The sequence below is a fragment of the Gimesia alba genome (genome assembly GCF_007744675.1).
GTDB classification, from domain to species: Bacteria; Planctomycetota; Planctomycetia; order Planctomycetales; family Planctomycetaceae; genus Gimesia; species Gimesia alba.
On sequence record NZ_CP036269.1, the window covers coordinates 306,259 to 319,097 of the forward strand.

Consider the following 12,839-nt stretch of genomic DNA (forward strand, 5'->3'; position numbering starts at 1 on the left):
ATGTCGGCGGTGATTAATTCTGGATCAGAACGTTCACGCCTTTTTTATTCGAGAGTACGATATCAGGGCGGCCATCGCCGTTCATGTCGGCCATGGAAAACTGGGTGCCCACGCCGGTATCGTTGCCCGCTTCGATTTTGTGAGGAATGATCTGCGGCGCGGAGTTCTTACCCCGTTTGATTTCATACCAGTACATCACAACCGGATCTTTACCACCCGGATCTTTCCCATTGTGAGCAAAGAACCGTTTACCGGTGACCATATCCCGCTGTCCGTCGCCATTCATATCAATGAAGTGCATGGCGTGGGTTTGAGAGTAGCTCTTGTCAATCAGGTGCGCTTTGAATTTGGGTTTGTCTCCTTCTGATACATTCTCAAACCACCAGACGCCAAACGCATGAGCCGAACTGCCAATGATGTCGTTATCACCATCCTGGTCGAGGTCTTCCACATACAGGTCGGCCATCTTTTCAGGAGGCTCAGAACCGCTGACACTCAATGTAAACGGATGGAATTTCCAGAGCCCTTCACCGAATTCTTTCGGCCCTTCCCACCAGCCATTGGGAATCAGAACATCCTGACGGCCATCTTTGTTAACATCGCCAACGCCCAGACCGTGGTAATATTTGAACGTGCCGTTTTTCATGGGATCGCCGGGTTTGCTGATGGGCATGAAGGTCCATTTTTTCGTGGCCTGTTCCGGCGGTGGAATTTCCAGATATCCCATCTGTTGCTCTGGTTGTGAGCCGAAGATCAGTTCTGGTTTTCCATCCCCATTCAGGTCTTCGAATTTGGGAGTTTCATTACAGATGCTGTGCCAGATCAGGTGTTCTTTCCAGTGACCTGATTTATTTTTTGGATTTTCATACCAGTAGAATTCTTTGCCGGGAAAGCTGACGTAAATGAAATCGGTCCAGCCATCCTGGTTGATGTCGTAAGCGAAGTTGCAGAAGCTGTCACTGTATCCCACGCCAGCAACGAATTTTCCGGGTTTGCGAACTTCGTGCATTTTCCAGTCCGGTGCTTCGTACCAGACATCGCCGGCAATCACATCCATTTTACCATCTTTATTCACGTCGGCCGCGGCAGATCCTTCCGAACGGAAGGCGGCGTCCAGTTGTTGACGTTGCCAGATTTCGCCGGCGGAAAGTTCAAGCGAACCTCCCAGCAGAACCAGCAGTGTGGCGACAGAAAAAGTACTCAAGCAGCGATAAGTTTCATGTTTGATTTTCATTTATTTTTGTCCCGTAGTTAACTTGCGAACGCGGTAAGTTTCACTGTCACCAATATAGACGTTTCCTTCAGGCCCCACATAAACTCCATGCGGTCGTGCCATGCGGCACTTCGCGGGATCTCCAGCAGGGCCATCCCCTTTTTTGCCATCTCCCACGGCTGTTTCGATGATGCCATTTATCTTGCGGATCACACGAATCGTATGACTTTCGGTATCAGCCAGATAAATGTCTCCGTTCGGTGCGACGGAAATTCCTTTCGGGCCTGACAAAGTCGCTTCTTTGGCTGGTCCGCCATGCCCTGTATATCCTTTTTTACCAGTCCCCGCGATGTGATGTAAAGTCTCATTATCCAAATCGATGCGATACACCTTGTTCCCTTCCCGCAAAGCGAGATACAAAGAGCCTTTTCCAGAACCTTCAGCGAAGAAATCCAGAGCCCGTGGGCCATTGAGGGGGGTGCCTGAAACCTTCGCGCCATCGGGAGTTGGCTTCCGTGCGCCGGTACCGGAAAATGTGCTGATGATGCCAGTTTTCAAATCGACGCGGCGAATGCGATGATTGCCGATATCACAGATATACAAATTGTCGTTGTTGTCCAATGCGATCGAATGCGGTCGTGAAAAAGTCGCTTCTGTCGCCGGTCCTCCATCCCCCGAAAAGCCTTTCTTGCCGGTGCCTGCGACGGTTTCAATCTTACCGGTCTTGGCATCCACGCGGCGCACGATGTTATTCACCATTTCCACGAAATACATATTACCCGCTTTGTCAAAGCGAACTTCATACGGCTCATTCAGTTTTGCTTCCAGGGCTGGCCCTCCATCGCCGTTGTACCCTTTTTGGCCCGAACCGGCGACGGTGGAAATCTTTCCTGTTTTTTCATCAATCCGACGGATGACATGGCTTTTGATTTCACAGACATACAACGCCCCGTCCGGGCCGAGTGTGAGGCCATAAGGCTCTCCCACCATCGCTTCCACAGCCGGCCCGCCATCGCCCGTGTGTCCCTGTTTCCCGGTGCCCGCCAGGGTTTTCACCGTTTGTGCCGAGAGTGGTGATATCAACAGGACGAACAGTAAGATGCTGAAAAGAGAAAGTGTACGCTTCATGGTGTCATTCCAGATTTCTTAAGTAACAGCTTAACGGGGAAGATCATCAAACGGACGTTTCGGGTCATCATGTTTGAAGATCAGATAACGGCCGGCGTTTGGGTTCTGCTTCAATAATTCCGCTGGTGCAATCATTGCATGTGCTGTGCTTTGCTTATCGACGACCAGCACCTTCACTCCGTCGGCGTGATCTTCCTTTTTGAAAAACTGGTCGATCAAAATATTTTCCGGCGTTCCCTGCTCATCAATCATCACGACGTATTCCGCCGACGGTTGAGGGACAGCCGGACGTTCTTCTGCACAGCTTTGTAGTAGCATCAAACACAGCACAGGCAGCAAATAAGAAAATTTTCGCAACGCAGAGTCGCTCATTACTGAACGCCTCCCATGTCGGCTTCCAGTTTATCTTTGTTGCTAAATAGAACGTTGCTGTCCATCGGACCGAACCAGCCAATTTGAAACTTCTTGGGATCTCCGCCGTAAGCCGAGGTACCCGTACCCGACATCACCGCAGAGGTAACGCGTCCATCTGCCCAGCCGATGTTGGCAACAGTTCCTGTGTGGCGGAAATGAATCGAGGGATCAGGCCGCCAGGGGGCTTCCTGGTAGGTGGGAGTCCAGTTATCAATAAAGTACGGTGGTTCGATGAAGCTGTATTCAATGATGTGCAGGTCAGGAAAGCCTTGTGCGAGTGCGGCATCCGAAAAGGCAACGGTTCGTGCCAGGCTGCCGATTTCCCGCATATTGGTAGCCACCATGTTGCTGATCGGATAAGGATTCTTCCAGGAAGTACCCCCAAGATAGGCCTGATTATAACCGTAACCGCCCGTACCACCTTCGAATGCATTCGGCACGGTCCCGTGTGCGGCAAAGTTACCAAATGTGGGGCACTTTTTAATTTCCGCATTTTGTTCGAGGAATGGCGCCAAGGGGCCCAGGTGTGCCTGGAACTTGGATGTTGCGTCCGCGGTGACCCGCTCTCCATGCCAGCGTTTTTTTCCTCCAAAACCAGCATGGTGGTCTGCAGCAGCGCGTGGCCAATAGCCGCCGTTCGAGTCGGCATACATATGGCAGGCCAGAACAATTTGCCGGAGATTATTTTTGCACTGCGCCATTCGAGCAGCTTCGCGCGCCTGCTGTACTGCGGGTAACAGCAATGCAACGAGTACGGCGATGATGGCAATCACCACCAGCAGTTCAATCAGAGTAAAGCCGTTTTTACGAACCGGCGTTAAAGAATTCTGTCTGGTTTTGGGAAACACAGAACGCAAATTGAAAAAAGACATTCTTACGGTTATTTCATGGTTAGAGAGAAATAGAGAAGGTTTTAAACAGTCTTCCCTATTCTAACCAACTTTTACCGCAGATGTCTTGCCAGCAGGCGGTCTCTCAGCCGGGGAAACGGATTTTTCGAAGAAAAAGCAGCTTAGAACAGCCGAAACTCAACAACTACTCAGAACCGGCTTCCGCCTGGTTTTGCTTGGCGATAATCTCGCGTTCTTTCTTCAGGCACATCGTGATAAATGTTCCTGAGATGACTGCTTGCGCGACCAGATAGACCAGAATATCCGGACCGTTCAGGATGATGCAGGCGCCAAAGGCAATCACAAACAGAGCGATCAAACGTGTTTTCAGACCCATAGTGCTGACCTTGCTTTATTTCGAAGAAATGAATCACATGTTCTTTGGTTTCACCAAGTATAGTGCTGTATGATACATTGATCAATTCAGATTTGTGACCCAACGATATCAACTTCCACGATTTTCCCACAGAGTGAGAATTGCAGACTCTCCAGAAAAGCCGGAGAAATACAAGATGAGCAACGTAGCAGAAATTCAGGATTATCTCGTCAACCTCGCGCCTCCCGATCTGGCCGAAAGCTGGGACAATGTCGGACTGCTGACCGGAGACCCGGCCCAAAACGTGAATCAAATCATCACTTGTTTAACGCTGACGCCGGATGTGGCTGCAGAAGCCATCGCAGCTGGCGCCGATTTGATTATCAGTCATCATCCCATTCTATTTCGACCTGTGCAACAGATTACCTCAACGACGGTTGAAGGCAAAATGCTGCTCGATCTGATTCAGGCGAAAATCTCTGTTTATAGTCCGCACACCTCATATGATAGCGCTGAGCGAGGCATCAACTGGCAACTGGCGAATTTACTCGGCCTGGAAGAGATCGGCGTTCTCCGGCCCATCGTCTCCCTATCAGAAGAGTCGGGAGAACAGCAACGAGGCGCTGGCCGGTATGGAACATTGCCCGCGGAATTCACACTTCCGCAGCTGAATCAGTTAATCAAGCAGGCACTGAAAGTGAATTCGTTGCAGTTTGTCGGCGAATCTGATCTGCGGATTCGTCGAATTGGCATCGCGTGCGGGGCCGCTGCGGAATTCTTGAGAGACGCCCATCGTCATGATTGTCAGGTTCTCCTGACCGGCGAAGCCAGATTCCATGCCTGTCTGGAAGCCCGTGCACTGGGCATGGGATTGATCCTGCCCGGCCATTACGCCACCGAGCGACCGGCGATGGAGCGAATGGCACTACTCTTACAACAGCAGTTTCCGGAATTGAAAATCGGAGCCAGCCAGCAGGAAACCGATCCGCTGCAATGGGACTGTGATGTGGAACCAGCGTGAGCAAAAGTCGTGAATTCCTGCCGGTTTAGATGTCTCTATGTATATTCTCAACCGGTTGCCATTGACCTGACCGGCAGATTTCGCCATTATCCCCCCTCTCTCAGTAGTTTAAATTCTCTTTTTTGACACACATTTCGAACAGTGACCGAATTCCTGTGTCAATTACAGTAAATAAATCTTATACAGCCTTAGACTTAATCGATTTCAATGTCCAAAGTGAAACCCAACCGTTTCGAAGCAGAACGGATTAAAAAGTTAGAGAAAATCCAATCCCTGGGACTCGATCCTTTTGGGCAGCGATTTGACGGCCACACTCCTATCGCCGAGGCACGCGATCAAGCTCCTGAAGAGTCAGGCGTCGATGGTGAAGAGGTTCGCATCGCGGGCCGGATTATGCTACGTCGTAAAGCGGGTAAGCTTCGCTTTTATGATATCAAGGACTGGACCGGTAAAATTCAGTTACTCTTCTCCCGCGGCGATTTGACGGAAGCCCAGTGGGAATTGATGGGCACACTCGATCTCGGCGATCTGATCGGTATTGATGGCTGTCTGCGACGCACCGAGACCGGTGAAATTTCGGTCTTTGTCAAAGAACTGACTGTGCTTTGCAAATCACTGGCACAGCCTCCGGAAAAACATCACAGTGTCAAAGACGTCGAATTGCTGCTCCGGCAGCGGTCACTCGATCTGATTTACACCGAAGGCGTTCTGGAAAAAATGCTCCAGCGGAGTCAGATTATTGACTCGGTACGACAGACTTTGCGCAATCATAAGTTTGCCGAAGTCGAAACGCCGATGTTGCATGCCGTTGCCGGCGGTGCGGCGGCCCGACCTTTTATTACACATCATAATACGCTCGATATCCAACTCTATATGCGAATCGCATTGGAACTGCACCTCAAACGCTTGATGGTCGGCGGGATTGAACGCGTTTATGAAATCGGTCGCGTCTTCCGGAATGAAGGTATCGACGCCACGCATAATCCTGAATTTACAATGATTGAGGTCTATCAGGCGTACGGCGATTACGAAACGATGATGGATCTGACCGAAGCCATCGTTACTGATGCCGTCAAAGCCATCAGCGATACGATGCAGCTTCCCTGGGGTGAAGATCAGACGATCGACTTCAGTGGTCCGTGGGAACGGAAAAAATATTACGACCTGGTCAAAGAACATGCCGGCTGCGATCCCCATGATCCTGCTGCTGTAGCCGAAGTCGCAAAGCAGCATGGCATCGAGACCGAAAATGTGCACCCGGATGTGCTGCTGAATGAAGTGTTTGAAGCCACCTGCGAGGAACATTTAATCGGGCCGGTTTTTGTGATCGATTACCCCGCGTCGATTTGCCCGTTAACCAAACGGAAAAAGGATGACCCCAACATCGCCGAGCGCTTTGAGCTGTTCGTGCATGGGATGGAATTGGCCAATGCCTACACCGAATTGAATGACCCGCTGCTGCAGGAAGAATTATTTAAAACACAATTGTCGGGTCTGTCAGATGAAGACTCGATGGCGAAGATGGATACAGATTTTATTAAAGCGTTAAAGGTTGGTATGCCGCCGGCAGGAGGCTTGGGAATAGGCATTGATCGTCTCGTGATGTTGTTGACCAACAGTCACAGTATTCGCGACGTGATTTACTTCCCGCTACTTCGGCCCGAAGGTCAGCCAGCACCACCAGAGTAAACCAGGGATGTGTCCGGCACTCATTTGGATGAGAGCCGGCAGAATACTCAATCAGCCAAAGGATTGGCCGTATGTACAAATCACTGTTATGCCTGCGATATTTGCGAACCCGATATATTGCACTGGCCAGTATCATCAGCATGACGCTCGGCGTCGCGACGATGATTGTCGTCAACAGCGTCATGGATGGCTTCAGCACCGATATGCGAACCCGGCTGCGAGGCATTCTGGCCGATGTCATCGTCGAGACGAATTCACTCGATGGCGTTCCGAATACGCAGGATCTCAAAGACCGCATCAATCGTGCGGTGGGTAAAGACATTGAGGGCATCACGGCAACGGTCGAAATTTATGCCATGCTCAGTGTGCAATACGGCTCACAATGGCAGAGTAAACCGGTCACTTTGATCGGCATCGACCCCGATACCAAAGCGACCGTCGGGCCGCTCTCGAAATACCTGGTCAACACCGCTGAAAATGCGGTTCCCGACTGGGAGCTCTCGCCGGAAGCGATGGCTTATCGCAAAGAATGGACGACCCGCGCCCAGTGGATGGTCGATCGCTGGAATCATAATCCGCCGCCTGAAGAAGAGAACAAGCAGATCTCTTTTGAAGAACCGGCATCGAACGAGCCACTGCCTGAACCCGACTTCGACTCGGAATCATCTAAGGAATCTCCCTTTGATTCAAAACCCCAGGTCGCAGAGAAAGCAAACTCGGTTGTGAATCCCTTTGATGAAAAAACAGGAGCAAAGGCCTTTGGGAAAGAAGAAGAACTTGATCCCGGCAGCCCTTTGAAGGCACGCGTCTATATCGGCTACGGACTCGTCAGCTTTCCATATGAAGATCCGGATACCGGTAAGACGGAAATGTTTCAGATCGTCAAGCCCGGCGATGATGTCAAAATCAGTACGGTGACAGCCGGCCATCCTCCTGAACCAACTCACTTCAATGCCACCGTCGTTGATCTGTTCAAGAGCGACATGAGTGAACACGACAGCAGCCTGGTTTTCTGCAACCTGGAATATCTGCAGGAAGCCCGCGGCATGCTCGATCCGGAAAGTGGCGAGAAAGCGATTACATCGATTCAGATCAAACTCAAAAACCCGGAAGACGCTGCCATGGTCGTTAGCAAACTAGAAGAAGCATTACCTGCGAATCTCTTCCGTGTACGGACCTGGGAAGACAAGCAGGGGCCGCTGCTGGCAGCCGTTGAAGTGGAATCGGCGATCCTGAATGTCTTGCTGTTCCTGATCATTGCTGTCGCCGGTTTTGGGATTCTCGCGATCTTCTTCATGATCACCATCGAGAAAACTCGCGATATCGGCGTCTTGAAAGCATTGGGCGCGAGCTCGAATGGCATCATGTCGATCTTCCTGTCTTACGGACTGGCACTCGGGCTGGTCGGCAGTGGAGTGGGTGTGATCGTCGGTTTGCTGTTTGTGAAGTATATCAACGAGATCGAAAAATTCATTACCTTTGTGACCGGTCGAAAAGTGTTCGACCAGCGCATTTATTACTTCCCCGAAATATCGACTCATGTGGAACCGATGATGGTGTTCTGGGTGGCGGTCGGCGCGATGATCATTGCTGTCCTGGCCAGCATTCTTCCCGCCCGTAAAGCAGCCCGCTTCCATCCTGTCGAGTCGTTACGATACGAATAGGGTTCTCCGAAATAGAACGCATTCAAACAAGAGAAAATTGTTACCCTCGTCGTTCTCCCGTTTATGTCGAGTATGAATTCATGACAGAGACCATTTCCATGCCGCATCCACAGTTATCCGCGATTGCCGTCGAAAAGGCCTATCGAAAAGACAAACACAAAGTCCCTGTTCTGCGCGGGATTGATGTCGAAGTCAACAAGGCAGAATTCCTGTCGATCGTTGGTCAGTCCGGTTCGGGAAAGAGTACGCTGATGCATCTGTTCGGCTTGTTGGATTTTCCGGATGTCGGGGAAATTCGCCTGGAAGGCCAGCGGATCGACGATTTGCCCGACCACGCCCGCGATCAGATTCGTAACCGGGTCTTCGGGTTTATCTTCCAGTTTTATCATCTGCTGCCCGAACTCAATCTGCTGGAAAATGTGCTCTCTCCGCTCATGATCCGCTACTCTACATGGGAATACTGGAAACGCAAAAAACAGTTTAAACAGGATGCGCTGGAGATCATTGAAAAAGTCGGTTTGTCGCATCGAATCAAGCATCGCCCCTCTGAAATGTCGGGCGGAGAAATGCAGCGGGCCGCCATTGCCCGGGCATTAATTGCCAAGCCGCAAATCCTGCTGGCAGACGAGCCTACCGGAAATCTGGATAGTAGTACCGGGAAAGAAATTATGGACCTGCTGACCAACTTGAATGAGCAGGAACAGCTGACTATCATCATGGTAACGCACGATAATTCGATTGCAGCACAGGCACATCGAACGGTTCGCCTGCGGGAAGGACAGATCGAGGTTCTGGGGAAATCTCAGGCCGCTTCTGTTCCTGCCTAGTAACAAACGATCAAACGCTTGTTATTGGTCTGAACCACCATCGTCCGCTTTGTGTCAATGGCGTGAGCCACTGCATGTGATTCTTCGGTCGCAAATGGATTTCTCTGATTGCAACACAGGATGGAAATTCCGCCAAAACCTGCCAGTCGTGTCTTGGCCTAGTTTGAGAATGGTACCAGATTGTAATGTCGCTCCAAATTTATCTTGACGGAAAACTGCTTCCCAAGGAAGAAGCAAAAATCAGTGTATTCGATCACGGTCTGCTGTACGGCGATGGCGTGTTTGAAGGCATTCGTGTCTACAGCAAAAAAGTCTTCCTGATGCAGGAGCACATCGACCGCTTATACGAAAGCGCGCTCGCCATTCGTCTGGAGATTCCTCTCTCAAAAGACGAGATGATCAAAGCCGTCAACGAAACCGTGGCTGCCAACAAGATCGAAGATGGTTATGTGCGGCTGGTGATCACGCGCGGCGCCGGTTCGTTAGGACTCGACATCCGCCGTACCAGCAATCCTCAGGTGATTATCATCGCCGATAATATCTCCTTGTATGATCCTCAACTCTACGAAGATGGTTTGAAAATTATCACCGCAGCCACTATCCGCAACCATCCGGCGGCGCTTTCGTCGCGTGTGAAATCATTAAACTACTTGAATAACATTATGGCCAAGATTGAAGGTACCGACGCCGGCTGTCTCGAAGCGTTGATGCTCAATCACAAAGGCGAAGTCGCCGAATGTACCGGCGATAATATTTTCATTATCAAAGACGGAGTCGTCAAAACGCCTTCGATTGACGCCGGCATTCTGGAAGGCATTACCAGAAACGCCGTGATCAAACTCGCCGAACAGTCCGGCATCACCGTTGAACAGATTCCTTTCACACGACATGATATTTTCATCGCCGATGAATGCTTCCTGACGGGCTCTGCCGCAGAAGTCATTCCGGTCGTAGAACTGGATGGTCGCAAGATCGGCGATGGCAAACCGGGGCCGATCACCAAAGAGCTCAACGAAAAATTCAAAAAGCTCACGCGTGAATAAGTTGATTGATGCTTGTTGTAATCAGTTAAACTTTCAACGTAGTTTGGCAGATACAATGCTTTGCCCATCAGTGTTTCTTCCTTGAGTTCAGTTCGAGATTTGTATCTTGACGCGATCTCGACCATCGGTAACATGCGGAGATAACGTCGGGCGCGCGAGTGTCACCACCCTTTTCAGGTGAACTCGATGAAGCTGAGTTTGTTAGCACTATAAAACCTGCTTGTTTCACGCACTTTTGATGCGATTCACCGTATTGGTGCTTCCTGTTCAGGTCGCAACCTGAGCCTGTTATCGGGTTTTGAGAGATCTTGAATTGCCAATCATTTGACATCCTAAGCGTTCGCGTTTACCAATTGATTTGTGTGGTTTGCACCAGACTGTAGAAGTAGTACATTCTAATATTCTGACCTGCAATCGGAATTCTAACTGATATCACCCGGGTCGCTTAGCTGAATCTCCGCTGAACGGTCGTTGCATCCGCTTTTTTGTATGCTACGATAAGAAATTGATAATCCGTGCGACCGGTTCCCGCTGTTGATGTGTTTCATCTTTGAGCGAAACCGTTTTTCTATCCTGTCTGGAATCTGTCTGATGCGAATCTCATCTCAATCGATTGTGGCTCTGTTTTGTATTGCTGGATTGCTCTGGTTGTCGACCAGTGCTCAGGGAGAACCAGCCGACAAGGCTGCTGCGGTTTCGAAATCAGATCGTGAAGCAACGAAACAGGCACTCGCTCAATTCAATTCGCTCATTGGTGGCTGGCGCGGCGTGGGGATGATCAAACGGAATTCCCGTAAAGGGGCCTGGTCAGAAAAAGCAGAGTGGGTCTGGAAATTCGATCCGAAGTCCACCGGCATTGCCTACCAGATTACGGATGGCAAATTTCTCAAGTCGGCTTTGCTCACCTATGATCCGCAGAAGAAAACGTACTTGCTTTCTACAGTCCTGCCCGACGGCAAGACACGCGATTATACAGGCACGCTGAAGAAAGACACGCTGGTCCTGGAATCTGCGCCCAATAAAGAAGGAGCCGTCTACCGCATCTCGATACGGCGACTCAACGAAAAACGCACGCTGGTTCTGTTTGAGCAGCAGAATCAAGGTCAGTCATTTTATTACCGCCTCGCAGAAGTCGGCTACACCAGAGCAGGCACGAAACTGGCCGAGTCAGGCAGTGGCGGACCGGAATGCATCGTGACCGGAGGCGCGGGCACGATCCAGGTCAGCTATCAGGGCAAAAACTATTACGTCTGCTGCACTGGCTGCAAACAGGCCTTTGAAGAAGATCCCGAAACGTTTATCGAAGAAGCAAAACAAAAAGCAGAAGCCCGCCGCAAAAAGAAATCCCCATAGTCCTCTTCAGTAGGGGCCGACCCAAGTGTCGGCCCGCAGGGACTGGGTTGTTTCAAGAATGAACTTGCGAATGTTTGAGTAGAGCCCATCAACCGGTCATCCGCAATCGAGTTTCGCCAAGCGGGTAGACACATGGGTCTACCCCTACGAGAAATTGTTGAAACTGTTTCTCCGAAATTGAACCGGCACTGTCGGACAAGCCGAGCAGTGGCACACGCCAGCGAGATCTGATAAGAGAAGCTAGAGCGCATCACATTTTACCATAGCGTGTCTCAATCTAATATACTCGGTCCAAATGACCTTGGAGACGCTACAGTAAAACTGGACACAGTCTAATCAATTACGGCCACGAAATATCCGAAAGCACACCTATCGTAAGCGGAGTGGCGCTCGCTACCGTTTTTGATCACATGCGATTATAAATTACCGGCGGCCATGGTCGTGCCGCTCAGGTCTTCTCTAAAAATCTTCCAGCGAAGATCCTAAATCACCGCTGGCTGATTCATCAGCGGGTTCTTCCAGAATCACTTCATTTTCTGCCAGATCGGTGCGGGGCAGGGGAATACGATCTTCCTGCTGTGACTTCTTCGACATCGGATTCAACCACTTGGGAAATTTGGAAAACCGCGAGGGCTGTTCTTCAGCCTTCGTCTGGATGATTGCCGGTTCCAGTTCTACAGGCTGCAGTTGAGAGACATTTTGGATCGAGGCAGGCTTGTCTTGCTTGGTATAAAATTGCAGACCAAAAAAGGGAGAGCGGCTGTTGCTGTCTATCTGGAACATTTTATTGGCCAGACCCTGACATCCTGTCTGTGTGCCCAGTAGAAGTGCGCTGATACAGAGAACCCAAATTAATCGCAGCCCGTTCATTGGTTGACTTATTCCATCCTTGTCCAAGTCAAATTCAGTCTGATTTTTTAATCTCATACCTCGACGGCGTCAAAATCGACGTCGTTCGAGAATTGATCCAGTATCGTCATCGGCTAACATTGCCGGACAGATTGCCTCTTTTCTTTAGATCACGAGATCTCTTTGAAAATAGTTCTGCCTCAGGTTGTTTAACCTCAACAGTTTACTGTTTTACTTGTCCGCCGCTTCCTTACTCAGTCGGCTTTCGATTTCCTCTTCTGTTTCGACGGGAGGCTCGCTTTGTGTTGGCACATCGCGATAACCAAATGTGCTGGTAATTGGTCCATCGCTTCCCATCTGACAGCCTGTCCAGGAAAGGCCAAGTATGAGAGAACAAAAGATTGAAAGGTGAAATGATCTACGCATTGGGAT

The 12,839-nt window shown here is 50.2% G+C and carries 13 protein-coding genes; 6 read left to right on the forward strand and 7 right to left on the reverse strand.

The window, feature by feature from the left end:
• Window positions 1-13: 13 nt before the first annotated feature.
• From Pan241w_RS01215 to Pan241w_RS01235, 5 genes are all read right to left on the reverse strand, one after another.
• Complete coding sequence (locus Pan241w_RS01215) at window positions 14-1,234, reverse strand: FG-GAP repeat domain-containing protein (protein ID WP_145209747.1); 1,221 nt, start codon at window positions 1,232-1,234, stop codon at window positions 14-16.
• Entirely contained in the window at window positions 1,235-2,341 is a 1,107-nt protein-coding gene (locus Pan241w_RS01220; RefSeq protein ID WP_145209750.1) for an NHL domain-containing protein, read from the reverse strand. It abuts the gene before it with no gap.
• 30 nt (window positions 2,342-2,371) lie between these two features.
• Complete coding sequence (locus Pan241w_RS01225; protein WP_145209753.1) at window positions 2,372-2,713, reverse strand: hypothetical protein; 342 nt, start codon at window positions 2,711-2,713, stop codon at window positions 2,372-2,374.
• Window positions 2,713-3,627 carry a DUF1559 family PulG-like putative transporter gene (locus Pan241w_RS01230; RefSeq protein WP_145209756.1) on the reverse strand — a complete coding sequence of 305 codons (915 nt, stop codon included), beginning with the start codon at window positions 3,625-3,627 and terminating at the stop codon, window positions 2,713-2,715. Before Pan241w_RS01230 ends, Pan241w_RS01225 begins: the two co-directional genes overlap by 1 nt.
• A gap of 163 nt (window positions 3,628-3,790) precedes the next feature.
• Window positions 3,791-3,982 carry a hypothetical protein gene (locus tag Pan241w_RS01235; protein ID WP_145209760.1) on the reverse strand — a complete coding sequence of 64 codons (192 nt, stop codon included), beginning with the start codon at window positions 3,980-3,982 and terminating at the stop codon, window positions 3,791-3,793.
• A gap of 175 nt (window positions 3,983-4,157) precedes the next feature.
• Here Pan241w_RS01235 and Pan241w_RS01240 point away from each other — a divergent pair, with 175 nt between their 5' ends.
• The 6 genes from Pan241w_RS01240 to Pan241w_RS01265 all read left to right on the forward strand — a co-directional run bounded on the left by Pan241w_RS01240 (window position 4,158) and on the right by Pan241w_RS01265 (window position 11,558).
• Window positions 4,158-4,982 (forward strand): Nif3-like dinuclear metal center hexameric protein, encoded by an 825-nt coding sequence (locus tag Pan241w_RS01240; RefSeq protein ID WP_145209763.1) that lies wholly within the window; start codon window positions 4,158-4,160, stop codon window positions 4,980-4,982.
• Window positions 4,983-5,189: 207 nt separating this feature from the next.
• Window positions 5,190-6,671 (forward strand): lysine--tRNA ligase, encoded by a 1,482-nt coding sequence (lysS, locus tag Pan241w_RS01245; RefSeq protein ID WP_145209766.1) that lies wholly within the window; start codon window positions 5,190-5,192, stop codon window positions 6,669-6,671.
• Window positions 6,672-6,742: 71 nt separating this feature from the next.
• Window positions 6,743-8,335, forward strand: coding sequence for an ABC transporter permease (locus tag Pan241w_RS01250; protein WP_145209769.1), 1,593 nt, complete (start codon window positions 6,743-6,745; stop codon window positions 8,333-8,335).
• A gap of 80 nt (window positions 8,336-8,415) precedes the next feature.
• Window positions 8,416-9,162, forward strand: a complete 747-nt coding sequence (locus Pan241w_RS01255) for an ABC transporter ATP-binding protein (RefSeq protein ID WP_232107322.1) — start codon at window positions 8,416-8,418, stop codon at window positions 9,160-9,162.
• Between the two features lie 185 nt (window positions 9,163-9,347).
• Complete coding sequence (gene ilvE, locus Pan241w_RS01260; protein WP_145209772.1) at window positions 9,348-10,205, forward strand: branched-chain-amino-acid transaminase; 858 nt, start codon at window positions 9,348-9,350, stop codon at window positions 10,203-10,205.
• Between the two features lie 591 nt (window positions 10,206-10,796).
• Window positions 10,797-11,558 (forward strand): YHS domain-containing protein, encoded by a 762-nt coding sequence (locus tag Pan241w_RS01265; RefSeq protein ID WP_198000253.1) that lies wholly within the window; start codon window positions 10,797-10,799, stop codon window positions 11,556-11,558.
• A 459-nt stretch (window positions 11,559-12,017) separates the two neighbouring features.
• On the opposite strand, the gene Pan241w_RS01270 is transcribed toward Pan241w_RS01265, so the two are convergent.
• Window positions 12,018-12,428: a hypothetical protein gene (locus tag Pan241w_RS01270; RefSeq protein WP_145209778.1), complete on the reverse strand. Its 411-nt coding sequence runs from the start codon at window positions 12,426-12,428 to the stop codon at window positions 12,018-12,020.
• A gap of 210 nt (window positions 12,429-12,638) precedes the next feature.
• Window positions 12,639-12,833, reverse strand: coding sequence for a hypothetical protein (locus Pan241w_RS01275; RefSeq protein WP_145209781.1), 195 nt, complete (start codon window positions 12,831-12,833; stop codon window positions 12,639-12,641).
• Window positions 12,834-12,839 lie beyond the last annotated feature (6 nt).

What these genes read in the sequence shown, in the direction of transcription:
- Pan241w_RS01270 (WP_145209778.1), bottom strand. Translation starts at nt 12,428, where the DNA reads ATGAACGGGCTGCGATTAATTTGGGTTCTCTGTATCAGCGCACTTCTA.
- Pan241w_RS01220 (WP_145209750.1), bottom strand. Translation starts at nt 2,341, where the DNA reads ATGAAGCGTACACTTTCTCTTTTCAGCATCTTACTGTTCGTCCTGTTG.
- Pan241w_RS01250 (WP_145209769.1), top strand. Translation starts at nt 6,743, where the DNA reads ATGTACAAATCACTGTTATGCCTGCGATATTTGCGAACCCGATATATT.
- Pan241w_RS01235 (WP_145209760.1), bottom strand. Translation starts at nt 3,982, where the DNA reads ATGGGTCTGAAAACACGTTTGATCGCTCTGTTTGTGATTGCCTTTGGC.
- Pan241w_RS01225 (WP_145209753.1), bottom strand. Translation starts at nt 2,713, where the DNA reads ATGAGCGACTCTGCGTTGCGAAAATTTTCTTATTTGCTGCCTGTGCTG.
- Pan241w_RS01255 (WP_232107322.1), top strand. Translation starts at nt 8,416, where the DNA reads ATGACAGAGACCATTTCCATGCCGCATCCACAGTTATCCGCGATTGCC.
- Pan241w_RS01230 (WP_145209756.1), bottom strand. Translation starts at nt 3,627, where the DNA reads ATGTCTTTTTTCAATTTGCGTTCTGTGTTTCCCAAAACCAGACAGAAT.
- Pan241w_RS01275 (WP_145209781.1), bottom strand. Translation starts at nt 12,833, where the DNA reads ATGCGTAGATCATTTCACCTTTCAATCTTTTGTTCTCTCATACTTGGC.
- Pan241w_RS01215 (WP_145209747.1), bottom strand. Translation starts at nt 1,234, where the DNA reads ATGAAAATCAAACATGAAACTTATCGCTGCTTGAGTACTTTTTCTGTC.
- Pan241w_RS01265 (WP_198000253.1), top strand. Translation starts at nt 10,797, where the DNA reads ATGCGAATCTCATCTCAATCGATTGTGGCTCTGTTTTGTATTGCTGGA.
- ilvE (WP_145209772.1), top strand. Translation starts at nt 9,348, where the DNA reads ATGTCGCTCCAAATTTATCTTGACGGAAAACTGCTTCCCAAGGAAGAA.
- Pan241w_RS01240 (WP_145209763.1), top strand. Translation starts at nt 4,158, where the DNA reads ATGAGCAACGTAGCAGAAATTCAGGATTATCTCGTCAACCTCGCGCCT.
- lysS (WP_145209766.1), top strand. Translation starts at nt 5,190, where the DNA reads ATGTCCAAAGTGAAACCCAACCGTTTCGAAGCAGAACGGATTAAAAAG.